This window comes from Sphingobacterium sp. UBA3549 (genome assembly GCF_002376635.1).
Classification (GTDB): domain Bacteria; phylum Bacteroidota; class Bacteroidia; order Sphingobacteriales; family Sphingobacteriaceae; genus Sphingobacterium.
This window is the reverse complement of sequence record NZ_DFOE01000015.1, coordinates 18,858-44,895: the sequence shown is the minus strand read 5'-3', so window position 1 is coordinate 44,895 and position 26,038 is coordinate 18,858. Positions and strand designations below refer to the sequence as shown.

The 26,038-nt window shown below is 41.1% G+C and carries 23 protein-coding genes and 2 tRNA genes; 12 read left to right on the top strand and 13 right to left on the bottom strand.

Features of this window, described 5'->3' with window-relative positions:
• Positions 1–21: 21 nt before the first annotated feature.
• The 4 genes from B2W36_RS08300 to B2W36_RS08285 form a co-directional block, all read right to left on the bottom strand.
• Positions 22–555, bottom strand: a complete 534-nt coding sequence (locus B2W36_RS08300; RefSeq protein WP_293881373.1) for a DUF1697 domain-containing protein — start codon at positions 553–555, stop codon at positions 22–24.
• A 9-nt stretch (positions 556–564) separates the two neighbouring features.
• Positions 565–867, bottom strand: a complete 303-nt coding sequence (locus tag B2W36_RS08295) for an MGMT family protein (RefSeq protein ID WP_293881371.1) — start codon at positions 865–867, stop codon at positions 565–567.
• A 160-nt stretch (positions 868–1,027) separates the two neighbouring features.
• Positions 1,028–1,297, bottom strand: a complete 270-nt coding sequence (locus B2W36_RS08290) for an ASCH domain-containing protein (protein ID WP_293887401.1) — start codon at positions 1,295–1,297, stop codon at positions 1,028–1,030.
• A 436-nt stretch (positions 1,298–1,733) separates the two neighbouring features.
• Positions 1,734–1,810: transfer RNA gene (locus tag B2W36_RS08285), tRNA-Arg, on the bottom strand.
• Positions 1,811–1,995: 185 nt separating this feature from the next.
• Here B2W36_RS08285 and B2W36_RS08280 point away from each other — a divergent pair.
• Complete coding sequence (locus tag B2W36_RS08280; RefSeq protein WP_293881367.1) at positions 1,996–2,514, top strand: YceI family protein; 519 nt, start codon at positions 1,996–1,998, stop codon at positions 2,512–2,514.
• A gap of 55 nt (positions 2,515–2,569) precedes the next feature.
• Positions 2,570–2,654, top strand: a tRNA-Ser gene (locus B2W36_RS08275).
• 107 nt (positions 2,655–2,761) lie between these two features.
• Here B2W36_RS08275 and B2W36_RS08270 read toward each other — a convergent pair.
• The 5 genes from B2W36_RS08270 to B2W36_RS08250 all read right to left on the bottom strand — a co-directional run bounded on the left by B2W36_RS08270 (position 2,762) and on the right by B2W36_RS08250 (position 9,489).
• Positions 2,762–3,127 carry a response regulator gene (locus B2W36_RS08270; RefSeq protein ID WP_293881365.1) on the bottom strand — a complete coding sequence of 122 codons (366 nt, stop codon included), beginning with the start codon at positions 3,125–3,127 and terminating at the stop codon, positions 2,762–2,764.
• 68 nt (positions 3,128–3,195) lie between these two features.
• The gene (locus B2W36_RS08265; protein ID WP_293881363.1) at positions 3,196–4,026 is read right to left on the bottom strand and encodes a CheR family methyltransferase; all 831 of its coding nucleotides are present in this window, start codon (positions 4,024–4,026) and stop codon (positions 3,196–3,198) included.
• Positions 4,027–4,398, bottom strand: coding sequence for a response regulator (locus B2W36_RS08260; protein ID WP_293881361.1), 372 nt, complete (start codon positions 4,396–4,398; stop codon positions 4,027–4,029).
• Between the two features lie 14 nt (positions 4,399–4,412).
• Complete coding sequence (locus B2W36_RS08255; protein ID WP_293887400.1) at positions 4,413–8,000, bottom strand: response regulator; 3,588 nt, start codon at positions 7,998–8,000, stop codon at positions 4,413–4,415.
• 1 nt (position 8,001) lies between these two features.
• Complete coding sequence (locus B2W36_RS08250; protein WP_293881357.1) at positions 8,002–9,489, bottom strand: ATP-binding protein; 1,488 nt, start codon at positions 9,487–9,489, stop codon at positions 8,002–8,004.
• Positions 9,490–9,634: 145 nt separating this feature from the next.
• Here B2W36_RS08250 and B2W36_RS08245 point away from each other — a divergent pair, with 145 nt between their 5' ends.
• From B2W36_RS08245 to pdeM, 4 genes are read left to right on the top strand one after another with little or no spacing between them, the layout of a single operon-like run.
• Positions 9,635–10,633 (top strand): ligase-associated DNA damage response exonuclease, encoded by a 999-nt coding sequence (locus B2W36_RS08245; protein ID WP_293881355.1) that lies wholly within the window; start codon positions 9,635–9,637, stop codon positions 10,631–10,633.
• An 8-nt stretch (positions 10,634–10,641) separates the two neighbouring features.
• Complete coding sequence (locus tag B2W36_RS08240; RefSeq protein ID WP_293887399.1) at positions 10,642–12,222, top strand: ATP-dependent DNA ligase; 1,581 nt, start codon at positions 10,642–10,644, stop codon at positions 12,220–12,222.
• A gap of 17 nt (positions 12,223–12,239) precedes the next feature.
• Positions 12,240–14,702 carry a ligase-associated DNA damage response DEXH box helicase gene (locus B2W36_RS08235; RefSeq protein ID WP_293887398.1) on the top strand — a complete coding sequence of 821 codons (2,463 nt, stop codon included), beginning with the start codon at positions 12,240–12,242 and terminating at the stop codon, positions 14,700–14,702.
• Positions 14,699–15,364: a ligase-associated DNA damage response endonuclease PdeM gene (gene pdeM / locus B2W36_RS08230; protein WP_209579914.1), complete on the top strand. Its 666-nt coding sequence runs from the start codon at positions 14,699–14,701 to the stop codon at positions 15,362–15,364. Before B2W36_RS08235 ends, pdeM begins: the two co-directional genes overlap by 4 nt.
• Before the next feature lie 14 nt (positions 15,365–15,378).
• On the opposite strand, the gene B2W36_RS08225 is transcribed toward pdeM, so the two are convergent.
• From B2W36_RS08225 to B2W36_RS08210, 4 genes are all read right to left on the bottom strand, one after another.
• Positions 15,379–16,341, bottom strand: coding sequence for a helix-turn-helix transcriptional regulator (locus B2W36_RS08225; protein WP_293881348.1), 963 nt, complete (start codon positions 16,339–16,341; stop codon positions 15,379–15,381).
• Between the two features lie 90 nt (positions 16,342–16,431).
• The gene (locus tag B2W36_RS08220; RefSeq protein ID WP_153847555.1) at positions 16,432–17,223 is read right to left on the bottom strand and encodes a heme ABC transporter ATP-binding protein; all 792 of its coding nucleotides are present in this window, start codon (positions 17,221–17,223) and stop codon (positions 16,432–16,434) included.
• A gap of 33 nt (positions 17,224–17,256) precedes the next feature.
• Positions 17,257–18,288, bottom strand: coding sequence for a FecCD family ABC transporter permease (locus B2W36_RS08215; RefSeq protein WP_293881344.1), 1,032 nt, complete (start codon positions 18,286–18,288; stop codon positions 17,257–17,259).
• A gap of 5 nt (positions 18,289–18,293) precedes the next feature.
• The gene (locus B2W36_RS08210) at positions 18,294–19,151 is read right to left on the bottom strand and encodes a heme/hemin ABC transporter substrate-binding protein (RefSeq protein ID WP_293881342.1); all 858 of its coding nucleotides are present in this window, start codon (positions 19,149–19,151) and stop codon (positions 18,294–18,296) included.
• 312 nt (positions 19,152–19,463) lie between these two features.
• Between B2W36_RS08210 and B2W36_RS08205 the strand changes: the two genes are divergently transcribed.
• From B2W36_RS08205 to B2W36_RS08180, 6 genes are all read left to right on the top strand, one after another.
• Positions 19,464–21,842, top strand: a complete 2,379-nt coding sequence (locus B2W36_RS08205) for a TonB-dependent receptor (RefSeq protein ID WP_293881340.1) — start codon at positions 19,464–19,466, stop codon at positions 21,840–21,842.
• Between the two features lie 47 nt (positions 21,843–21,889).
• Positions 21,890–22,645, top strand: a complete 756-nt coding sequence (locus B2W36_RS08200; protein WP_293887396.1) for an HmuY family protein — start codon at positions 21,890–21,892, stop codon at positions 22,643–22,645.
• Positions 22,646–22,674: 29 nt separating this feature from the next.
• Positions 22,675–23,358, top strand: coding sequence for a hypothetical protein (locus B2W36_RS08195; RefSeq protein WP_293881336.1), 684 nt, complete (start codon positions 22,675–22,677; stop codon positions 23,356–23,358).
• A 223-nt stretch (positions 23,359–23,581) separates the two neighbouring features.
• Positions 23,582–24,322, top strand: a complete 741-nt coding sequence (locus B2W36_RS08190; protein ID WP_293881334.1) for an HmuY family protein — start codon at positions 23,582–23,584, stop codon at positions 24,320–24,322.
• Between the two features lie 39 nt (positions 24,323–24,361).
• A complete protein-coding gene (locus tag B2W36_RS08185; RefSeq protein ID WP_293881332.1) occupies positions 24,362–25,348 on the top strand; it encodes a hypothetical protein in 987 nt (328 codons plus the stop codon).
• Between the two features lie 67 nt (positions 25,349–25,415).
• Positions 25,416–25,985: a hypothetical protein gene (locus tag B2W36_RS08180; RefSeq protein ID WP_293881330.1), complete on the top strand. Its 570-nt coding sequence runs from the start codon at positions 25,416–25,418 to the stop codon at positions 25,983–25,985.
• The last annotated feature ends 53 nt before the right edge of the window (positions 25,986–26,038 follow it).

Here is a 26,038-nt window from a genome sequence, read left to right as displayed (position 1 = left end):
CCAAATAGAAATGGGCTCATTTTATGATTCGCCCATTTTTTTCAATACCTTCCCAAACGTATTTATATTACGGCTCGTCATTTTATTTTTCAAATTCTTTTTCGCTAACACATTTCCAAACGCAGAATCCAAGGTATTTCCTTTGGGCACTTGCCAATAAAAAATAGCGTTGACTATTTCAGCGTTCTCCCCTGACAAATGCATTGAATTGTTGAATTCGTCCATCAATATTGTTTCGACTCCATCTACTCCCACAAATGCATATACATTAAAATCCTCATGCTTATCGAAAGGATTATTTTTCTCCAGTAAACACACTTCTTCCTTTGACCGGATAAACAGAGATGCATCATAGAAAAAATGTGTCGACATGCATTCTTCGATTAGGCGCTTCAGCAGTTCTGCCGGCTGGTCAGATGAGAAGATAATATTTCCAGAAGCGAGTATCGAACTTACATCCGCCACACCTGCATTTTTAAAGACCTGGCAAACATCTGCCATTTTCATATTAGTTCCTTTTACATTGACTCCACGTAGAAAAGCACAGTATTTCATTTCTTTAAATTAATCAATTAATTCCTTCATTGGATCCCAAAACAACTGTTTAAAATCCTTGACTCGAAAGTTCTTCACAACAAGCCCCTCTGCTTCCAAACGTTCCTGAAATCCAGGCACTGCTAACAATCCACCACTTGAAATCACTCGGTGGGCCGGAACATCGGCCGGACATCCACCCATTGCCTTGCCAACATGCCGCGAATGATTGGGATAACCTAAGGCCTTGGCAATCGCCCCATAGGTCGTCACCCGTCCCTGTGGGATCAGTTTAGCTACCTCACATATTTGTTTTTTGAATCTCTCCTCCATATTAACTCTCTTTTTTGTAACCCAAATTATTAATATGGAGATTCAGCCGACAGCTCTCTCCGGCAATTTGGGTAATCACTATTACTCATCCAATTATTTCTTTGGCCAGATCGTCTCAATGTACTCGCAGACAAGTTCCATTTCAATAGTTGGCTTTAAATTATGCTTGCTCAATTCGCGCATTTAATAAGTCCAATGTACTTCTTTCCAATAAATCTCCTTCACCTTCGATAAAAGCATACTCAGCTGTCATATCTTTAAACCTTACAATCTCCACTTTAACGGTCTTGGTGACCGCTTTGGGAATTCCATGCCAATCGGTGATGATAGCTAGGTCTCTAATTGCAGGTAACTTTCTTTGTTGATTTGCAATGCTGTTAAAGAATGTGTAGTAGCCTGTTTGATACCTTTCCGTACAATTTCGGCACATTCGTCTGCATCCATCTTGTTATCACAAAAGTGGTAAGAAACCGGAACTTCTAATCATTAAATACTGGATTTCCATTTGAATTTCTTTCCATATAGCTACCTATCATATTGCAATTTACAAAATAAAGTTAGGAAGTATGTGTCCATATTGATCCATTATTGCCATTTAGTAAACCTGTCCTTATAAGTTGGTTTAATTATCGCAATTTTTGACCTGTAATCGCTGATAGCTGTCGGAAAATATGCTACAAAATAGAATTTTTGAAAATTATAAAAACAATAAATCGGATCATATCCAAACTTTACCCCCAAACTTCCCGTATGATCCAGAAAATGCCGTTAAATCGTTAACACAGGCCTCAATCTGACTAGTTACAAAACTAGTAAAATGAAAAATCGGCCTTAATAATGTTATTAAGGCCGATTTTTAACACTTTTGGTACGCCAATCAGGATTCGAACCTGAGACCGTCGGTTTAGAAAACCGATGCTCTATCCAGCTGAGCTATTGGCGCGTTTCTTTCGGTAATGCAAAAGTAGGCATTTGCATCATATTTCCAAAATATCACTTCTATTTTTTTGTGGTTTTTCAATAACTAGTTGCATTTCAACAAGATTATTTTATTGATGTAGGTCAAACAAAATGAATAAAACAGCTGTTACCTTTGTGTTATTAAACAAATAATAAAAACATACAATTATGGCACAAGGAAAATGGGAATTAGACGCCGCACATAGCGAGATAGAATTCAAAGTAAAACACATGATGATCACAAACGTTAAAGGAAACTTTGACATTTTTAAAATAGATATTGATGCAGAGGGAGAAGATTTTAAAAATGCGCTTGCGAAAGTGGTTATTGATACGTCATCTATCAACACCCGTAATGAACAACGTGATGGCCACCTAAAAAGCGCAGAGTTCTTTGATGTAGAAAAATATCCTGAGATTACTTTCGAAGCAACGAGTTTAGAAAATGATGAGATTAAAGGAAATCTGACGATACGTGATGTTACTAAACCCGTATCATTCGACTTAGAGTTTGCAGGTATACAGAAAGATCCTTGGGGAAATACCAAAGCTGGATTTATTGTAGAAGGTAAAATAAAACGTTCGGAATTTGGACTTAGTTGGAATGCTGCACTGGAAACGGGTGGCGTGATGGTAAGTGATGAAGTAAAATTTAGTGCTGATATTCAGCTTATAAAAGCTCAATAAGTTCGATTTATAAAATAAAATTTGGTGGAAGAGTAAAAATTCGTACTTTTGTCGCGGAGAGTTGGCAGAGTGGTCGAATGCGGCGGTCTTGAAAACCGTTAACTGTCACAGGTTCGGGGGTTCGAATCCCTCACTCTCCGCAGAAAAAGCCTTTCATTTCTGAAAGGCTTTTTTTATTGTAGTTTTAGAGAGTACAAAAAAAGGGATCATTCCGAAACTCTTCGAGCAGATACGCACACCAATTTTGTTAAGTGATATATTTATTTACAATATTTTCTAGATCTTCCAAATCAAATGGTTTGGATAGAAAATCATCTGCTCCAGCACGATCAGCCAGCGATTGAATATCGTTGTTGGCCGAAACATAAATTACGGGAATATGATTAAATCGAGCATCGGCTTTCAGCAATCTAGTCGCTTCCACACCTCCTATATTGGGAATCCAATTGTCCATCAAGATGAGATCTGGCTTAGAAGATTCGACCCGTGGGATAATGTCATGTGAAGTTTCGGAAACTTCAACATTCAACCCTAAATCAATTAATACAACAGTTATGACTTCCAAAATAATGGTATCGTCATCAAATATCAATACAGTTTTTGTTTTACTCATAAAATAGTTAAAATACTTTGCTCGCTACGTTTAATATTGGGCAGAAAATCATATCTAAAAGTATACGGCTACAATGTATAAAGTTTTTTCCAAATTTTTTGATTCCCAACAGCCGTAAAGTTATGCTGAATGCTAGAAAATCGTATCGTTTCTTTACTACCTAAACCCAAATATCCTAAATTTTCAAGACTCAAGTCAAACAATTTAAAAACTCGTTCCTGCAATTCCTTATTGAAATAAATCAACACATTGCGGCACAAAATCAATTGAAAACTGTTAAACGAAGTATCCGACACCAAATTATGCGTTGATATAATCATTTTTCTTTTCAATTCATCATCAAATTTTGCCCACTCATAATTAGCAGTATAATAGTTCGAAAAATCCTGCTTCCCGCCTGATTCCATATAATTTTCGGAGAAAGTCTTGACCAAGCTCAACGGGTAAACGCCATTACGCGCAATTTCAAGAACCCTAGGGTTAATGTCTGTCGCATAAATCAATGACTTATGATATAGATTAGCTTCTTTTAACAAAATGGCCATAGAATACGCCTCTTCACCTGTAGAGCAGCCAGCAACCCAGATCCGTATTAAAGGATAGGTTCCCAATTGAGGAAGAATTTCTTCTCGAAGTTCCCGAAAAAACAGCGGGTCCCGAAACATCTCTGTCAAATTTACAGTAATCTCTTCAACGAAGTGTTGTAGAAATTCGACATTGTCTTTCAAAGCAAATCTGAGTTCAGCAAAGCTTGCCAATCGATCGTTGGTCATAATTCGATTGATTCTTCTCTTGATGGAAGCTCTACTGTACTGCAAAAAATCATAGCCATATTGACGGTATATATCCTCAAGCAAGATATCGACCTCATCGTCTCTTATAATATTATAGCCCAACATCTAAATCAATCTTTCAATTTCAAGCGCCAATTTATCAACGTCAATAGGTTTCGAAACATAAGCTTGCGCCCCAGCATTTAAACATTTTTCTTTATCCCCACTCATCGCTTGTGCCGTCACAGCTATAATAGGTAACCGACTATTGGAATTCAACTTTCGGATTAACTGGATTGCTTCATAACCATCTACCTCAGGCATCATCATATCCAACAAAACCAAGTCAATCTGATCTTCAGTTTCCAATAGTCGGATCGCATCAAGAGCAGAATTACTGCTCAAAACCCGATATCCCTTGGCCTTTAGAGTCAAACGCAGTGCAAAGATATTTCGTTGATCGTCGTCTACAATTAATATCACTTTATTTTTATCCATATATCCAACCTTCCTTAATTTTCATATAACCACACACGCAATAAAGACAACAATTGATCAATATCCACCGGTTTGGAAATATAATCAGACGCACCAGCCTGAATGCATTTCTCCCGATCACCAATCATCGACTTTGCCGTAACAGCAATAATTGGTAGTGCGACGTATTGGGAATCCTGACGGATATTTTTGATTGTCTCATAGCCATCCATCTCTGGCATCATCATATCCATCAGCACGATATCGACGGATTCCCCCGAAGCAAGGACATCTAGGGCCTCTTTGCCATCCATGGCCGGAAGGACCTTTACCTGAAATTTCTCCAAAGCTTTGGTCAAGGAAAAGATATTGCGAACATCATCATCAGCTACTAGTACCTTCTTTCCTTTCAATACATCGGTTAATGACCCTAATCCATTATTTTTCCTTTTTATATCATCTGCATTATTGACCTCTATTAAATGCAAAAACAATCCGACTTCATCAAGAATACGCTGATAGGAATGTGCAGTCTTCACCACAACTGAATCTGCATATTTCTTTATCTTAAGTTCCTCAGACTTGGACAGATTTTTTCCGGTAAAGATGATGATAGGTAAGTTTTCAAGACCTTCATGCTGCTTAATAGCCTCCAAGGTATTGTACCCCATTTCATCTGGCACCCCCATATCCAAAATTACACAATCAACGTCTGCCGTTCGCAAAGCTGTAATACTGTCTTCAACGTTATTTTTTACTTCGAGGGAGATATTAAAACTACTTAAAAAATAAGATAGTGCACTTGCATGTTTGGGATTTTCCTCCACAATAAGTACCTTCTTCGGCGAGGACTTTAGAGCCAATTCAATCTTTTGAAATATGTTTGTCATTTGCTCTAAGGCAACAGGCTTATTTATGAAATCAATCGCTCCTTTTAATAAACTTTCTTTTTTTACCGCTAGGGAGGACATGATATGCACGGGGATATGACGTATTTCCTTATTCCCCTTCAATCGATCCATCACTGCCCATCCATCCATCACGGGCAATTGTATATCCAATAAAACAGCAGCAGGTTTGTATTTTAATGCTGCCGGCAAAGCGTGGTCACCACGCACCACCACCACTCCCTTATACTTTTGTGTGCGTGTGTACTTCAATAGGGCCTTAGCAAAATTAACGTCGTCCTCAACAATCAATATTACCTTATCACCCTCTTTAATCGTATCCCGGTCATCAGGTATTTCCTCGGGGATAGGAATTTTTAATGGATCATAACCATCTTCTTTAATTAGCTCAATGACGTCCTCCACCTCTGAAGATATCTCATCAACAAGCTGCTCTTCCTTTGTCAGTACCTCACTAACCTCAATTTTATATGTTGGAATAACAAACAAAAATGTACTGCCTTTCCCCTCCTCACTCTCCAACCGAATCTCTCCACCCAAAAGACGAGCAATCTCACGGCTAATAGACAGCCCTAAACCTGTACCTCCATACTTTCTTCTTGTCGATCCATCTGCCTGTTGAAAAGCTTCAAAAATGACTTTTTGCTTATCAAGAGGTATACCGATACCAGAATCAATAACGGCAAAAACCAACTTATCCTTATCCTGGGAATCTTCGTAAATATCCAGGCGTATCTCACCTTCCTTGGTAAATTTTATTGCGTTCGAAATCAAATTGCGAAGGACTTGGTCTATTCTAAGACGATCCCCCTCAAATCTTGTAGCCACCTTATCGCTGATATTCGTTTTGAAAACCAATCCCTTTTCTTGTACAATTGGCAAAAACAGACTATCTAAATCTGATAAGATATCGTTCAGATCCAACGTTGTATATTCCAAAGTCATCTTGCCGGATTCAATTTTAGAAAGGTCTAAGATTTCATCAATAAGTGTTAACAAGCTTGATCCCGAACTCTGAATGACTTTGGCAGACTCAATCTGATCTGAATTCAGATTTTCATCGACGTTCTCTGACAGTAACCGCGAAAGTAGCAAGATTGAATTGAGCGGCGTACGGAGTTCATGCGACATATTGGCTAAAAATTCCGATTTATATTTCGTGCTCATCGCCAGCTCCTCCGCCTTCAGTTGGATTTCCTTATTGCGTTCCGCAATCATTAGATTTTTATCTTCAAGCAATCGAGAACGCTCTTCCAGTTCTTGATTGGATTGTATCAGTTCCTCCTGTTGAACTTTCAATTCCTCTTCCGAAGATTGAAGACGTAGGGTTTGGGCCTCCAGTTCTGCATTTAAACTCTCAAGTTCCGCATGTTGTGTCAACAGCTCTTCAGATTGCACTTGGGTCTCTTCCAATAATGTCTGAATCTTTGCACGTGCCTTGGCAGACATCAGCGCAATGCTGATCTGTCTGGCACATTCATGTAGAAATGTCAGTTCAACCGCAGTAAAATTATTCATTTGGCCTATTTCTAATACTCCTAGCACTTTATCCTCAACCAATAAAGGTAAGAATTGAATATATGGCACATTAATTTTTCCGTTAGCAAAACTTACTACATAATCCGCCGTATTAATATTATTTAGTGTCTTTGTTTGCCGGTCGCTATATACCTGACCGATATAGCCTTCGCCAGGTAAAAAAGATTTTTGCACCTGACTATCCAGTCCATAGGTACCCATTAAGATCAATCTCTCTTCATTAAGAATATAAATTGCACCACTAACCGCTTCCATATAGCTCACAAGGGTTTTAATGGAGTCCGCAGCAATAGCATCTTGGTTTTTATTCCCCATTAGTCCTATATAGAGTTGAGCATAACCCGTATGCAGCCAGTCATTATCCGTAAGTTGGCCAAAGGATTTCTGCAGCGCTTTAGACATCCTATTAACAGATTTCGCTATCGCTCCTAGATCGTCATCCTCCACCTCTTCCACCCTTACATCGTATTCCCCCAATGCGATACGATTAGTAATCCTTTGGATTAAATTTAAACGTTTTGAAATTACTTCATCTTTTTCCCGAAGTGATTTTTCAAGCGTCAGGCGTTTTTTGAAATCTACCCGTAACCGAACATAAAAATAACTGGTAATGATAAGTGAAAGTAAAGCACTGATTACAATAAATAATGTCGTAATTGAAGAGGAATTATCCACTTTTGCCGATTTGCGGTCAATATTCTCTTCCTCATATTGAATAATTTCATCGATAATCTGACGGCATCTGTCCATCACCATTTTACTGCGATCCAACTGCGCTACGCTAACCACCCCACCCTTTCTTTTGGTAGCTACCGATTCCTTTAAAATTTCCAACCTCAAGTTTGCTGCTGTTAGAAAGCTATCCACCTTAACCCCTTGTACCGGGTCCTGATGAGTTAGCATATCCATTTCCTTTAATTCGGCAGGTAAGTTCGCTAATGCATTATTAAAAGGCTCTAGATAGCTCTCCTTTCCGGTTAATAGAAACCCTCGATCCCCAGTTTCAGCTCCTTGCAAAGAATTAAGCGCGCTATTCGATATATTGATAATCTTTCTTGTCACGGCAAGCTCCCGACGATGCCTGTTTTGTTCCTGAATTCCGATATAGGAAGCCGTAGAACTCATGAGCAGCACAATCAAAGAAAACCCGATTCCCCAAGTTATATTACTGAGCATCTTAGTATTTGGCATCTTCGGGTATAGTTACAGGTAAAGTAAAAGAAAATGTAGCTCCTTGTCCACCCGAACTTTCAACAGAAATAGTTCCTTGGTGGGCACGAATAATTTCAGCGCAGATATAAAGTCCTATACCTAGTCCCTGAAAATCAAATGACGTTTCTTCTACACGGTAAAATTTCTCAAAGACATCGGCCTGCTTTTCCACAGGTATTCCTATTCCGAAATCAATTACACTGATTTTTACGGTATCACCAATAACAGTACAGTCAACAATTACTTTTTCCGTACCAGCAGCATATTTGTAAGCATTGGTCAAAAAATTAACCAGCACCTGTTCAAGGCGGATCTCATCACCATAAATCTGTACATCTGTAACATCACCTGTCCTTAGCAGTTTCATATTGCTTTGGTCATGCGTCTGGACAATGGAGTCTATCGCACTTTTCACCATATGCTCAAGCGGAAATACTTTTTTATTAATCAACAACTTCCCGTTATCGATCTTTGAAAGGTCCAAAAGGTCAGAAATCAGGCTATTAAGTTTATCTACCTGCCCCTGCACCCGTGTTACATATTTTGCTTCGGCGCTCTCTTCATCCAATTTTAGCTTTCGATCCAGTAATTGCATGTATGCCTTTATGCTTGTCAATGGTGTTTTCAACTCGTGGCTCGCGATACTAAGAAACTCATCTTTTTCCTTTTCTGCCTTTTTCTGTGCGTCAATATCTGTAAATGTTCCTACCCATTTACTTTCGCCTTTTTCTAAAATGGGCCACACACGCAAAAGTTGATACAGATATTCACCACAAGCCCGCCTTTGAATACGAACCTCCATTTCGAGTGGTTTTCCCGAATGAAGACTGGCATGAAGCTCCCTCTCAATAGATGGATCGCCAGGATATGTCTGCGGAAACTTTACAGCATCATCAGAAAACTGAAACCAGCGGCCATTCACAAAATCAATAGTCCCCTCATGATTACATGTAAAAGCGATTTGTGGCAGAGACTCCAGAAGTGTATGCAAATAGTCTACTTTCGAACTTAATTCTTTCTGTGCCTGCTTTCGCCGTTCCACTTCCAGTTCCAACGTTTGCTGAACATCTTTAAGTGCTTGCGTCTGTTCATATAACCGATAGAATGTCTTGACTTTCAACAGGAGAATATCAGGATCAACAGGCTTGGTTACATAATCCAAACCGCCCGAATTGTACCCTTTCGTGATAAAACGCTTATCCGTATTTACAGCCGACAAAAATATTATCGGAGTTTCTTTCGTTTTGCTAAACCCTGCAATATTTTCAGCCACTTCAAAGCCATCCATATCCGGCATCTGAACATCCAGTATAATTAATGCATAATTATATTTTAAAATCTTCTTTAAAGCTTCCTCCCCAGAATGAGCGGTATCAACTTCAAAATTTTTGGATTCAAGTAACTTTTGTAACGAGTAAATATTATCCGGATTATCATCAACAATTAATATCATAGTGTATTTGAACTTAGCATCAAGGTTAACAAATCTAAAAAAATTTAACTGAATACCACTAATCGAATTGAGGAATACCAAAAGCTAGATCTATAGGAATGAAATAAGTAAAACTTTAGTGTGTCAAAGGCTGTTTTATTGCTATATGATACGTTTTACATCGAAAGGTATATACTGTATTCCGGGCAAGTTTTATCTTGACCCTTGGAAACCTGTTGATCTGGCAGTTATCTCCCATGGTCATGCAGATCATGCTCACTGGGGAATGAAAAAATACCTCTGTCATCATTTTACAGTAAATATCCTTCGAAGCCGCATAGGTCCTGATATTCAAGTTCAGGGACTGGCTTACAATGAACCAATACAGATTAATGGTGTACGTGTTTCTTTGCATCCCGCGGGGCACATCATTGGCTCCGCCCAGATCAGACTCGAATATAAAGGGAAGGTGGTTGTATTTACAGGAGATTATAAAATACAGGACGACGGCTTATCTACGCCATTTGAACCAATTAAGTGTCATGAACTTATTACAGAAAGCACTTTTGGTCTACCCATTTATCGTTGGGAATCAGTTGCTACGCAAAATGAACGCTTGCAGTCGTGGATCAAAAACAATCAGAGCAATAAAAAAACGTCTGTATTTATAGGATATTCACTCGGAAAATCGCAGCGCATTCTAAATGCAGTCCATGAGATGGGTCCAGTATTTGTGCATTATAGTATTGCTAAACTGAATGGAGCTTATCGTCAAGAAGGGATAGGATTACCGCCCTATCAAATTGTAGATCTAAAGGATGGCGTCAAAGTACTGGACAACCAGATTGTATTGCTTCCCCCTGCCTTATTGGATAGCCAGACCCTTCAGAAGATACCTAATATGGCTTATGCGATCTGTTCGGGATGGATGCAAATTCGAGGTGCACGAAGATGGCGTAGTGCTGATGCAGGATTTGCGATCAGTGACCACGCCGACTGGGCTGGTTTACTGCAAGCTGTACGTGAAAGCGCGGCCGAAAAAGTATATGTCACACACGGGCAGACGGCAACATTCGCCAAATACCTCAATGAAATCGGTATCGAAGCCGAAGAAGTCACGACTCAGTACGGTGACGAAGAAGATCCTCAGCCCCAAACGACTTAAGATAGCCCATGAAAGAATTTGCGAACTTAATCAATGCATTGGATAGCAGCAATAAGACGAACTTGAAAAAAGAAGCTATCTTGGAGTTTTTCAATCGAGCCTCTGAAAAAGACAAACTTTGGTTTTTAGCACTGATGACAGGAAAAAGACCTAAACGTAGCATTGCAGTAAAGGACCTCAAGACTTGGACATTAGAAATAACAGAAATTCCTGAATGGTTATTTGTCGAATCTTACGCAGCTGTAGGAGATTTGTCTGAGACCTTATCCTTACTTTTACCACCTGCATCGCAACTGATAGAAAAAAGCTTAAGCGAGTGGATGGATGAAATTATCTCCCTGCAACATGCCTCAGTTACGGAAAAGAAAACTTTTGTTCTACATTCCTGGAATGTATTGACGACAGTCGAGCGTTTTATTTTTAACAAACTTCTTGGCGGAAGCTTCCGTTTGGGGGTTTCCGCAAAAGGCCTTATCAATACCATAGCGCAATATACAGGTACCGAAGCCAGTGCTGTAGCACATAGCATCATGGGCGAGTGGAATCCGAATGAAGTCGAGTTCGAAAAGCTTGTTCGCGGTGCATATAGTGATACAAAACTGTCCAAACCTTATCCTTTTTGCCTCGCTTATCCCGTTGAAAAAGATCCTGAGCAGCTAGGACAGATTACCTCATGGCAAGCTGAATATAAATGGGATGGCATCCGCGGACAGCTGATCAAACGCAGTGAAGATATCCACATCTGGTCTCGTGGCGAAGAGCTCGTCACCGCCCAGTTTCCGGAAATTACGGCAGCACTTGGTCAGTGGAAAGGAGATTTCGTGCTGGATGGAGAAATTCTTGCTGTCAAAGACGGACAGGTACTCAACTTTTCCGAACTTCAAAAACGGATCAATCGCAAAACGATTCCGAAAGCGCTTCGAGACGAAGTCCCTATTTCAGTTTACCTTTATGATCTATTGGAACTCGATGGCAACGATCTCCGCAATGAGCCTCTAGCCTATAGGCGTTCTTTACTAGAAAAACTCCATGCCGAAAATCGGGATACTATTTTAGAATTGTCCACCTTGATACATGCTCAGGACTGGACAGCACTCCAGCATATTCAGGCGGCAGCACGCGAAATTAACAGTGAGGGAATTATGCTTAAAAGAATAGATTCCACCTATCATGCAGGCCGCAAAAAAGGAGATTGGTGGAAGTGGAAAGTAAATCCGATGAGCATCGATGCTGTACTCATTTACGCGCAAAAAGGAAGCGGCCGCCGCAGTGCTCATTACACAGATTATACCTTTGCCGTAAAAGATGGAGATCATTTAGTCACTATCGCCAAGGCTTATTCAGGACTTACCGACAAGGAAATCCTTGAGGTGAGCCGATTTGTGAAAAAGAATTCAATCGAAAAGTTTGGCCCGGTGAGAACGGTTAAACCCGAACTTGTTTTTGAGATTGCCTTTGAAGGAATAGGATACAGTAAACGCCACAAATCTGGTGTAGCATTGCGATTTCCGAGGATATTGCGCTGGCGAAAAGATAAAACTGCTGCGGAAATCGACGAATTGGATAACGTTAAAAAATTGATACAATAAAAGTTTGATAGCATACAGTGAGCGATAAAATAGTACAAAGTGAGGGATTCCGAATTGTAAACAATTATTTTGAATCTCAAGGAAATAGTCCCTTTAGCTTTCAGACAAAGGCCTGGGAGAAATACGCACAGGGCTACAGTGGTTTGGTCATCGCTCCCACAGGATTTGGAAAGACTTTTTCGCTATTTATGGCGGTATTGATAGATTTTCTAAATAAGCCAGAGCGCTACCAAAAGGGGTTAAAACTACTGTGGATAACTCCATTACGCTCTTTAGCAAAAGATCTTGCCCGTGCCATGCAAAAAGCCATAGACGATATCGGACTGGATTGGGTAGTCGAGGTTCGCAACGGGGATACCGATGCCAAGGTGAAAGCCAGACAGACACGATCGATGCCTGATATCCTCCTCGTTACACCAGAAAGTTTGCATTTGCTACTCGCGCACAAACAACGCGAAAAGTATTTTAAGAATCTCCAATGTGTCACGGTCGATGAATGGCATGAACTTATGGGCAATAAACGCGGTGTTATGGTCGAACTTGCTCTCGCTTTCCTCAAATCACAATATAGAACAATGCGTGTTTGGGGTATTACAGCAACAATTGGCAATCTTAACGAAGCGATGGAGGTTCTATTACCAACAGAAAAAAAACGCATTCAAATTGTTGCCAAAGAAAAAAAGAGGATTGCAATCAAACCAATTTACCCCAGCAAAGTGGAACTACTGCCCTGGGCAGGTCACTTAGGAGGAAACCTCGCCGATCAAGTCGTTCCTATTATACTCAACAGTAAAAGCACGATTCTCTTCACGAATACACGCAGCCAAAGTGAAATGTGGTACCAGCTCCTTTTACAGGCTAACCCCGACTTTGCTGGACAAATCGCCCTCCACCACAGCTCTATAGATGCGCACATACGTGAATGGATCGAGGAGAATCTCAGCAGCGGTAAACTTAAGGCTGTCGTATCCACCTCTTCATTGGATTTAGGTGTAGATTTCAAGCCTGTGGATACGGTTATTCAAGTTGGATCAAGCAAAGGTGTAGCCCGATTTATGCAACGTGCTGGTAGAAGTGGACATAGTCCTTTCGAAACATCAACCATCTACTTCGTTCCAACACATTCACTGGAACTTATTGAGGTTGCAGCATTGAAAGATGCAGTGAAAACGCAAACCATCGAAAACCGCGATCCGATGGTGCAGACTTTTGATGTGCTTGTTCAATTCATGGTAACGATCGCCTTGGGCGGAGGATTTCGTTCGGAAGAACTGCATGCGACTGTCGCTAATACCCATGCTTTTAGATATATGGAAGAGCAAGAATGGCAATGGTGCATGTATTTTATTACCGCAGGCGGAAAAATCGGTAAACGCTACGAAGAATTCCACAAAGTTATACAGGATGAAGAGGGAAATTGGATTATCAAAAACCGTCGTTTGGCTCTGCTGCATCGGCTGAATATCGGTGCCATTGTAGGCGATGCCATGATGCGTGTCAAATTTCTTTCGGGCGGCTACATCGGAATGATCGAAGAATACTTCATAAGCAAACTCAAAAAAGGCGAACGGTTCATACTCGCAGGACGAATCTTAGAACTTATTATGGTTAAGGACATGACTGTATTTGTAAAAAATTCATCCGGAAAAGCCATAACGCCAAGCTGGCTTGGCGGCAGACTACCGCTCTCGTCCAATCTCAGTCACTTTCTTCGCAAAAAGCTCTCGGAATCCCAAAATCCCCCATCAAACGAAAAAGAACTGCAATTCCTAGCTCCCCTTATAGCAAAGCAATCCTCCCTTTCTGCAGTACCGAGCGAATCGGAATTCTTGGTTGAGCATATCAAAACCAGAGAAGGTTATCACCTCTTCTTCTATCCTTTGGAAGGCAGGCTAATACATGAAGTGATGGCTGCCCTCGTCGCTTATCGTATCAGCAAATTGTATCCCATCAGTTTTTCCATGGCCATGAATGATTATGGGTTTGAGCTCTATTCCGATAAAGAAATTCAACTGACCCAAACACAGCTCGAAGAAGTATTGAGCCGTAAAAATCTAATGGAAGATGTAATAAGCAGCATAAATTCCGCAGAAATGGCTAGCCGCAAATTTAGAGATATCGCTGTAATTTCAGGATTGGTTGTCCAAAACTATCCGGGCACCCAGCAAAATAACAAATCTTTACAAGCTTCATCTGGAATTATTTTCCGGGTACTGATGGAACACGATCCCGACAATTTACTCCTCAAACAAGCTTTTAGCGAAGTATTCAATCAGCAATTGGAAGAATATCGTTTAGTAAAAGCATTCGATAGGATTAATAATAGCAAAATACGTTATACCTTTGTCGAAGAATATACGCCACTAAGCTTTCCCATTAAGGTGGACAGTCTTCGGCAGTCGTTGTCGAGTGAGGTACTGATTGAACGTATTCAACGAATGGAAAAGACCAACGCGCAAAAAAAGAAACGTAGAAGATGAAGCTTTTTGAACAAACAATCACATTCAATAAACAACAATTAACACTTAACAATCAAAGGTCTATATTTTGGAAAGCAGAAAAAGCATTGATCCTATCAGACCTCCATCTTGGCAAAGCTGCACATTTCAGAAAAAACGGCATTGCCATCCCCACTGATACAGCTATTGCCGATCTGAAACGACTTGAAGAATTAGTAGATCACTATAAACCCGATCAAGTTATTGTCGTCGGTGATCTCGTTCATGCAAGCATCAATCGTGAAGTTCTGTTATTGGAAGAGTTTAGAAAAAAATATACTGGGCTCCAGCTCCACCTGGTCAAAGGAAATCATGATCGGCTATCGAAAAATATCACCGAGCAATTTGCTATCCAACACCATGACGAAGTTTTTGCTCTACAGCAAATACAATTTAAACATCATCCTTCCGAAGCAATCGATCCATCATCCTTCCGGATTAGCGGACACCTACATCCTGGCGTGAGTATCGTTATACCACCAAAGCGGCAACTTCGCCTACCCTGTTTTTTAGTCTCTGAGCATCAGATCATCCTACCTGCATTTAGCAAATTTACAGGAATTGACAGCAGGGAACTATCGATTAAATATCAATGTTACGCAATCTCAGAAGATCTCATTTTTCCTATTCAAAAAGGCAGGTAGCAAGAAAAATTTAATTAGATTTTGAGCTCGCCGGGCGAGATCCCGTAATATTTTTTAAAAGCACTGCTAAAGTTATTCTGATGGCCATAGCCAGTTAACAATGCAACCTCGTAAACTGTCATCTTATCTTCGAGCAGATAGCTTTTGGCTTTTTCCATGCGCACCCGCGTGAGGTAGTCGTGAATGGTCACAGAAAAATATTCCTTAAAGTCCTTACGCAGTTTACTTTCACTGGTCAGCACCTCCGCTGCCAGTTCTTTTTGGGTCGGTGGATTGGCAATACGCTGTTCAAGAATCTGTCTTGCCATCTCCAATCGCTGTACGTCCTCCTCATGAAAGAGCGAATCACTGCTTTCAGTTTTCTCATTGTATTGCTCAAACTGATACATCAGCAGCTCAACAATTCGCGACTCGGTATGAAGCCTACGGATTTCACCCTTCTTTTTGGATTCGATCAGCTCGGTTATGGTATGCTGCATCTCGTAGGTCGCCATCAGATCTTCTTCAGAGAAAGAGACGTATTCACCTTTTTCAATCTCGTGTACAAATTGCTGATGCAATAACGAATCGCGTTTGATCAGATTGAGGTAATACTCCTTGGAAATAACGGCTATAAAATACGTATATTCAATACCGGGTTCCACTTCATGGATGGATTTGACCGAAGGAATGTAGCGTATATTATGCCGGCTCATGCCATAAGGCAGTTTGCTGTCCGTCGGCTTAAAGAAAATAAACTGGCTGGTTATGGTCTCTCCCTCGATCTCTGTAAGCACCTGTACTGGCAGATCAAACTGCATTTTCGAATGCAAGATAAACAATCCTGAAGTCGATAGCTGAAAATTCTCCATATGGACGGGATCCTTGGATATGGATATCCTATTTTCGACCAAAGGTTTGTCGGGAACATAGCCGTCCGGAATTTCTTCTTCAAAAAGCCAATCTGCCAACTCTACTATTTTACTTTTCACCAACATGATTACAAATCCTAAATAAGCCTGAAGCAGTTAAAATTAACGAAATAAGATGGTATTCTAAAATTATTATAATCTTTCTAAATAACATGATTAATCCAAGTCAATATCCATTTCCTCCAACTGAACATAAGGTTTCAATGTTCTTGGATTCATAATGACATTGGACTCGACCGAAAAGATGGTATAAATCTCTTTTTGGGCCAATACTTCAACTGGAGTACCATGAAAGAGCTTTCGACCATTTTTGAGCATCAGAATACGATCGGCATACATGGCGGCAAAATTGACGTCGTGCACAATCAGCACCACCATAAATCCTTTTCGGGCAAGCGCACGTGCAATGGCAAGTACTTTCTGCTGATAGTGCAGATCCAATGCAGAAATAGGTTCATCCAATAACAACAGCGCATCCGGATTATCCCATATCTGCGCCAGGATACGTGCAAGATGAACACGCTGCTGCTCACCGCCGGAGAGGCTCAAAAAATCCCGTTCAGCAAAAGCAGATACCCCACAAAGTTCCATGGTTTCGGCCACGATCTTATAGTCCTGTTGTTTGGGCGTATTCTTATAATGCGGATAGCGCCCCATCAGCACAATCTCTTCTACGTTAAAACTCAATGTCATCTGCTGCTGTTGGCTCAGTAAAGCCCTGCATTTGGCCAAAGCCGCAGGCTCGTATGCCGACAGCGCCTTGCCATTGAGATGAACAGCCCCCGAATCCGGTTTCTTTTCACCACAAAGCACCCCCATCAGCGTCGATTTACCAGCGCCATTAGCTCCGAGGATTGCCAGAATTTCACCTTTGCGCACCTGAAAGGTAATGTCTTTCAAGAGCTTTCGTCCGTTCACTTCGTAGTTGATCTTCTCTACACGTAGCATAATGCAATTATTTTTAAAGCCTCTGCCAAAAGACTATTTATCTTTGATTAAAATATACAAAAATACCGGTGTGCCCAGTAAAGCTGTAATCACGCCGATGGGCAATTCAATAGGTGCAACAGCAACCCGGGCAATTACATCTGCCAATGTCAACACCAGTGCTCCCAATAACAATGAACCAGGAAGCACAAATCGGTGATCCGCTCCGCCCATCAGGCGAACAGTATGTGGAACAATCAATCCCACAAAACCAATGATACCCGATACCGCAACTGATGCTCCCACAGCAAGTGTGGATAAGACAACCACCCAGCGTTTGACGCGATCGGTACGCATACCCAAAAGATCCGCCTGCAGCTCCCCAAGGGAAAAAGCATTCAGCGACTTTCCAAAAAAAGGCAAGATCAGTACCGGAATCAAAATAAATGGCGCCAAAGCCCTAAGGTTATCCCAGGTAGCCCCGCCAAGACTGCCCAGCATCCAAAAAGTGATGGTACGTAACTGTTGCTCCGTCGACATATAGGTCATCAGACCCGTTAGCGCACCTGCAAAAGCATTGATAGCAATACCCGCCAACAACATCGTTGTCACATTGGGACGCCCATTTTTACTCGCAATACGGTAAACCAAAAAAGCGGTTAAACCAGCGCCCACAAAAGCGCCAAAAGCCAATATATAATACCCAATCCAAGCAGCCAAAGAGGTAAAGAGAAAAGTCTCAAAGGCAATGATCAATACCGCAAAAAGAGAAGCTCCAGATGAGATTCCGATCAATCCGGGCTCCGCTAAAGGGTTGCGGAATATACCCTGGATCGCAGCACCGGATATACCAAGTGCTGCTCCCACCAAAAGTCCGAGCAAAAGACGCGGCATACGAATCTCAAAAAGAACATCTTCCTGCATATTATGTACACCTTCGGCACTCCCCAAGTGCAATTTTTGCGTCAACATCGTTAAGATATCGGCGGACGGAATATGGTAGGCCCCCATCCCCAAGGCAACAATACTTACAACACCCAATACCAGGCCCAAAGCCAATAGGATAAATTTCTGTTTCTTTTGCACCGGCTTTATTTTGAATCCATCACTTTTCCAAATCCACGGTGCAATTCTAAGATTGCGTCTGGCAGCCGGTTACTGAAATTGACCAGCAGCGAGGCATTCATCACCAAGATACGTTCGTTTTTACCTGCATTCGTAATACGCATGCCCGGCAATTTGAGGATAGCGTCCTCACCGCCAAGACTACTTGCGCCAAAATCAAATAGCAATACAATATCTGGATTGGCCTGTACCAGCGCTTCAGTGGTATAGGGTTTGAAATCCGAAAATTCCTGAACCGCATTTTTACCACCAGCCAAATTAATCATCGCGTCCAGACTGCTGCCTTTACCCGCCACACTCATGGTACCTGTACCACGGGCATATAAAAACAATACTTTGGGCACTGCTTTACCTTGATTTTCCTTTTTCACCAATTCTAGGGTATGATCCAGGCTTAATTTTGTTCGGGTAACCAAATTTTTACCGGCAGCGGATTCACCGACGGCATCTGCGACCTCCTGGATGTAACGAAGTGCACCCGGAACAGAATAGTTGGGTTTAATGGAGACAAACTTCACGCCGGCTGCGCGAATTTGCTGAATGACCGCTTTGGATACGTCACCTTCATTCGCAATGACAATGCTTGGTTTAAAAGATAATAAACCTTCGGCCGACACCGAACGATTCTTGCTTACCCTCGGTAAGGCCGCCGCCGCTTTGGGTGATATACTTGTCACATCGGTAGCGACCATGTGCTCGCCTATTCCCAGTCCGTAGACCGTTTCGGTCAACGAACTGTTTAACGTAATAATTCTCTGCTGTGCCCTCGCCCATCCACCGATTTGCATCAAAAAACACAGTATAATAACATAAAATCTACTCATCGTAATTCTTTATCTCCAGGATGACAATGGCGGATTTCCAAGTATGGATTTTGAATCTCGCCGTTCAACTTGAGCACAAAACAAATCAATAATCAGTCTAAATACAAATTATATCCAATCTATTTGAATAGCGTGTTATACCACAAAAAAGGCAATAACAAACTAATTAACAACAAAATAACTCCAAAAACAAACTACTTTTCAGTCTATAAAAAACGGATAAAATAGAATTTATGACATTTTGCATAGAGAAAAATTGAGTTGGATTACCGTTTTTTGTAACATTATTTAGAATTAGTAAAAATAAAAATAGTGTTTAAAAGCATCTCATCTATTCGAACAAGCACCCTGATAGCCCTATGCGCCTGCCAGATCTACACTGTGCAAGCACAGGAAAAATGGAAAATCTCGGGTGTATTAAAGAACGAATCCAATAAAGGCGTCGCCAATGCGACCGTTTATCTTTATCCAGATAAATATGCTTTTAAAACAGATACTGCAGGGAGGTTTCAGTTCAATCAGCTTTACGCGGGTCGCTATGAACTCCAAGTACAAGCTTTGGGTTATCAGCAGCAACGGCAGGTCATCGATTTAGAAGATAAAAATCAGCAATTAACCCTAGTTTTAAAAGCCGAGGACCGTCAGATGGATATCGTTGATGTGCAGGGAAAAGCGCAGGCTGTCGACAATCTTATCAAGGCCGAAAATGCGGCTATGCCCGTCAAGGTCATCACCAAGCGCGAGATTGAACTTATGGGCAGCCGTCGGCTCGATGAGGTGCTCAAAGAGCAGACCGGTATTGCCATTGTGAACGATATTGCCGGAGGATCCAGAGCGGTAGGTGTGCAGATTCAGGGCTTCAGCAGCAACTATGTGATGGTGCTGGTGGACGGACAGCCCATGCTGGGCCGCAATAGTGGAAACTTTGACCTATCCCGTATTTCGGTGACCAACATAGAGCGCATCGAGATCATCAAGGGAGCTTCCTCCTGTTTATATGGAAGTGATGCGCTGGGTGGATCCATCAATATCATCACCCGTCATGGTGCTATCACACCACAGGCACAGGCATCGATTCTTTATGGCAGTCTCAATACCGTTGATGCAACACTGGAAGCAGAAACACCTTTTGCTAATCAACGTGGGAGCGCCGTCTTTTCGGGCAATTACTACCGCACAGATGGTTTTAATACCGACAAGCAGTATCTGGACTCCAAGAGTACCACTTTCCCCCCCTATACCAACTATAGTTTCCAGGGTCGAGTACGTTATCGTACAAGCAAAAATGGGACTTTAGGTGTGACAGGGCGCTATGCAGCCCGGGAATCTGAAATGATCAATGCCTGGTCTGAATCGGCTACACTACAAGATAAACAAAAAGATCAGGACATCAATCTTTCGGCAAGTTACGACCATAATTTTGAATCGGGACTGCGCAGCATGACGCGTTATTATTTCTCGCGTTTCCACTCTCAGATTGCCGCACAATGGTTACAGCAGGGTATTGTAGCCAGTGCCGAGCAGTTCGGTCAGAATGTACACCGTATCGAACAGCAATTTGCGTATAGCCCTGCACAACAGGTCAAACTCACCGGCGGTATAGGCGGTAGCCTCGAACTCATGGACAACCAAGATCTGGATGCCAAACGATCTTTGAATAGTGCCTTTGCCTATTTGCAGACTGAGTGGAAACCAATAGACCGATTGCTAACTACGCTGGGCTTACGCTACGATCAGACCAACGTCTACAATGGTCATCTCAGCCCGAGTTTGGGTCTGCAATACCATGTCAGTCCTACCCTCTTAATAAAAGGCGGTATTGGCGCAGGATTCAAAGCACCCGACTATAAGATGCGCTATCAGGTCTTTTTCAATCCAGCAGCCAACTATTTGGTCGTCGGTTCAGAACGCGTAGCCGATGTGATTGCAGCCATGGATCAAGCCGGAGAACTGAGTTATAAAAACAGCTATATGCTCAATTTGGTGGCGGGTAACCTCAAAGCCGAAACCAGCATTTCAAATAATCTTGGACTGACCTGGAGTCCGTCCAATAGATTTCAGGCCGATTTCTCGGTCTTCTACCATCGGATCAACAATGAGATCAACACGGTTAGTGTAGGTAATGGTACCAAAGTCGCACAGATCTATAGCTACCGCAACCTGCCCAAAGCCATGAATAAAGGTTTTGAAGTTTCATTGACTTATCAGGCAACCAAAGATCTGCAATTGTCTATGGGCTATCAATATCTGATTGCCAAAGACCTGAGTGTACTGGACAGTATTGCCAAAGGCAGTTATCCCTACAACCAGATCAACGATCCCGCTACAGGCGAATATCGCCAGAGCAAAAAATCGGATTATTGGGGTATTGAGGACCGTTCGAGACACATGTTCAACGCAAAAGCCCAATATGAATATAAACCCTGGGGTGTCAACGTCAATGCGCGGGTTAATTTCAGAAGTGCCACACCTTTTCAGGAATACAATGGCAACCAGTTTATCGACAAATACGACATCTTTATCCCCTATCACACACTGGTTAATATGACAGTAGAAAAGAGTCTGATGAACAGAAGGTTGACCTTCCGTCTGATCGGTGACAATCTCTTCAATTTTACCAGCCGTTATTTACTCGGGCAACCTGGACGTGTTATTATGGGCGGCGTCAGCTACCGTTGGATAAAAGAATAATAAGGACTAATGAACAAGAATTTAGCACACCAAGTACAAGATAAAAGATGAGAACGATTCGAATGATTATTGGAGAATGTAGCATCTGGCTTTCCTTTCAGAAGATTGGCCGTTGTATTTTTTCAGCACTATTGTTATTGACAGTGGTATCCTGTGGGAAAGACAAAGACTATACTATCGGATTAGAAGATGGCAAAAGTACCTTGATCAAAGATCTTGCTGGCGATACCGATGCAGCCATGGGTGAAGGTACTGAAGGAAAAGAGCAAAGACCATTTTTTACGTTTCTTTTTCGTTTTAAAGACCAAAAGCAAATATGGATTAAAACCAAAGCTGATTCAGCGCAGTGGCTTAAAACAAAAGATTGGGATATTGCCTTTACAGGTCCTTACAATTCGGAGATCTATGTGAACAATGCCCAGCATGAATACAATCCAGGTTATGGCGGTCAAGTCAACAATACCGCTGTGGTTTTACTACGACAAGCCTATCAGAGTGTCACTGTAGCCCCTTCGGATGAAGAGTTTAACAAAAGTGAAGTCAACAAAATTGGCTGGGCAGCAACCGATGGTTCGGATGGCTGGTTTCGTTATAGTTTGAGCACCCATATTATGCAGGCGCTCCCCAATCGTACCTATGCGATTCGCTTACCCGATGGCAAATATGCCAAATTACAGCTGATCAATGCCTATAAAGGAAATCCAGCGGCGGTAACCAACCTGAACTGGCCTGCCCCATACTACACATTTAAATATTATGTACAGCAGGATGGCAGTAAATATTTAAATACAAACACATTATAATAAGGAAAAATTACACAATTAAATTAAAGATGAATAGATTATTTACAACAGCAGCACTGCTATGTGCATTGAGTTTAGGTTTTACTTCTTGTAGTAAGGATGATGATAAGGTGGAGCAAGTCGAGCCGGAATACCAAGCTAAGGTTATGGTCAAAGACGGTGAAACTGTTGATTTAACAAAGGTTTCCAAAACCATCAATACACAAGGAACAATCAAGCGTACAGGCAATACCTATTCACTTCGTAACTTTAAACAATTTACAATCGGTGAAGATGGAAAAGCAACAACAACTGCAGCGCAAACCTATTATTTCGACTTTAAGGAGAACGATGGGCTACAAACTGCTGATGCCCCATTAACCCTAATCGCACAACAACGCGTCATGGATGTGATCGCAAACACTGCAAAATCATTTACACTGTCTTATATAGATAAAGCTTATGAGACTGTCAATTCAGCGGATCAATTTGCAACATTGACTGACAACAAAGCTGGTATTGCATTAACTCCTACTGCTATTGGATGGGCTGGTTACGATATGACAACACACCATGTTATAGCTGTTAAAGACCGTACGTTTATTCTTTCAAAAGATGGAAAGCCTTATTTTAAATTTAAAGTCAACAGCGTATATTCCAATGAGACACCAAATAAAGCAATGGCGTCAGATAACTATGTTTTCTACTCCATCGATTACCAAGAATTTAAATAGCATTAACAAAAGCAGCTGGTTAAAATTCCAGCTGCTTTTGTTAACCAACAATCAAAAACCGAAAAAAATATATTAAATACCAATTTTCATACACACTTTATCAGCAAAAGATTTTATCTTTACTATTATTTAGAATAAATTTAAATAAAAATAACATACTAACAGCCCTACTGCATGTATAGAAAAGGGACAAAGTATTGACTAACAAAAAAAACTAGTAACAATGAAAATAAAGAAACACAGCAACCTATTAAAATTCATACCGGTACTGGCATTTTTAATTGTGTTGGGGTCTTGTAGCAAAAGCGACCCCACAGTAGTAGAGCCTGAACCAGATCCTGTTGCACCAGAAGCTATGTTCAACCGCTTGATTACTGTTAAGAATTTTGGAGAAGACTTACCTGCTGGAAGTGCACCAACCACGGCGCAATCACCAATATATTACAGCCTGGAACAGAACAAAGCTGTGACGTCGGATTATAAACTAACTGCACGATGGGACATTTCTTGCTCAGAAATATATCGCAGTTTTATCAATTGCAACAATACAGCAAACGGATTTGGTAAAGGTGGCCCAGGCAAAGGCGGAATCCTGATTGTCGAGAAAAAGTTTGAAGATGTAATCGATATCCCTTCAGACGCCGAGTTTCGCAAAGGTGAAAAAGCATATGGTACTGATAACTCCGGTGATTTTGGAGAAGGCTTGGGCTGGTATCTGTATGATTTTAACGGTACGTTCAAAGGCGGGGGTGCTGAAAACAAAAAACACGTCTGCTGGCCTATAGAAGGGCATACCCTAGTTGTCCGTACGGCGAATGGAAACTACGCCAAGATCAAAATGCAGAGTATCTACAAAGATCTGCTCGATTCGAAGGATTGGTATACAAATTCGCCTACACCCTACTTTTCTTTCCAATATGTACTTGCCAAAGCTGGCAGTACCAAATTTACAATTGCTAACTAAAAAAATAAGTATAGCGTACTTATTAGATACTAAACTAACATGAAAAGATTATACAGCATCTTAAGCTTCCTTTTTGTAGGATTGCTGCTAACCCGCTGCACCAAAACGGAAGAATTAGCCTTACTTCCAGCAGACAAAATACTGGAATACAAAGTCACCAACCTCCCCAATGACGAAGTTATTTATGGAGCCGTCGACAATGAGGCCAATACCATTACCGTATATGTCCCCTACTACTATGGTTTATTGGTGATAGATCCGAGCATTACACTCTCCAATGGAGCCAGTATTGCAGAAGAAATTTTACCTGTTAAAACAGATGAAAAGAACCAGACGTATACCGTAAAGTCCGCTACAGGTACCACTAGAACTTATAGCTTAAAGATTGAATTACAAAGCACACCGACTTTTGAGGCTCAGTTTTATACAACTTCGTCTCTTATCCTTACAAAAGGTCCTGGCACTGGTTTCCCGGCGATTAATGGAACCTTTATGCATACCAATCCTTCATTGGTAAGTATTGCACTTATTAATCAAGAAACTAAAGTACGCTATAAGATGTCTACGCCCAATAGCTTGAAAGTATCGGGTAGTACTTATCAACTATCCTACACGGGAACTGAGCGAGAAAATCGCATTCCATCCGATATTTTGGCAGGCACCTATGATGTTGAGGTAACCAATCTAAATCATACTGTTACATTGGCCAATCCGCTCAAGATTACATATCGCCAACCCGATGTAATTGTTAGCTTATTGGGACTAAATTTGGCAAAAAATAAGGATTGGACTATTAAAGCCAACTTAGATAAAGTGATTTTAGATCCTACAGCCGTTATTATGACACTCAATGGCAAAGATTATCCATTGATTATCAAGTCGCACACGAGAACAGAAATGACAGTTTCATTACCTGCAGATCTTCCGACGGGAACATTTGAAAACGTACAGGTTAAGTTCCAATTTAAAGACTGGGCCGATGTTGTAAAGACACAGTTATCTCCAAGTACAATAACGGAATCATAAGCAAGCATCCACAGTATGCCATAGTGGCATCAAAATTAAATAAATTAAAACAAGAGGAGATCTCAACATGAACTCAAACATCAAAACTATCTTAAAATCTGCTATGGCCGTGACTGTGCTATCGGCAGCAGTATATGCTGTATTGCCAAAACAACTTCCGTTAACGGAATCTTTACCACTCTCACATGCTAAAGCATCCAATAATATAACTGTAGTTGGTCAATGGGCTAATATTGTAGGTGTAAATAATTGGCCAGCTGTTTATGTAAATCTTACAACGGGTAGCCAAAGTTTGAATTATAATGGTCAAGTCGTATTCTCTCGATTTGCTAATGCAACGTTGAGTGCTAATCCAGGTTTTGAACTTAGAACGGTTATGCAAGATATTTCTTCTGTATCGGCAAACGACTGGCTATCTGGAACGCCGGTATCTTCATTAGGAAATAATGAATGGTATGAGTTTGACCTATCGACTATAAGTATTTGGCCAATACAACCAATTACTGTATTAGTTGGAAACCCTTCTGGCGCACTGTATGCATTAAAACTTAACAACTTTTCCGATATACAGCAAAGGGTAATTAATGGTGAAACTCAGATGAAGGCAGATGCTATTATTGAAGTTAAAGCACTGTAATAAAATTTGAGCCTGTCACTATAGGATATTATACGATAGGCTTAAATATAAAC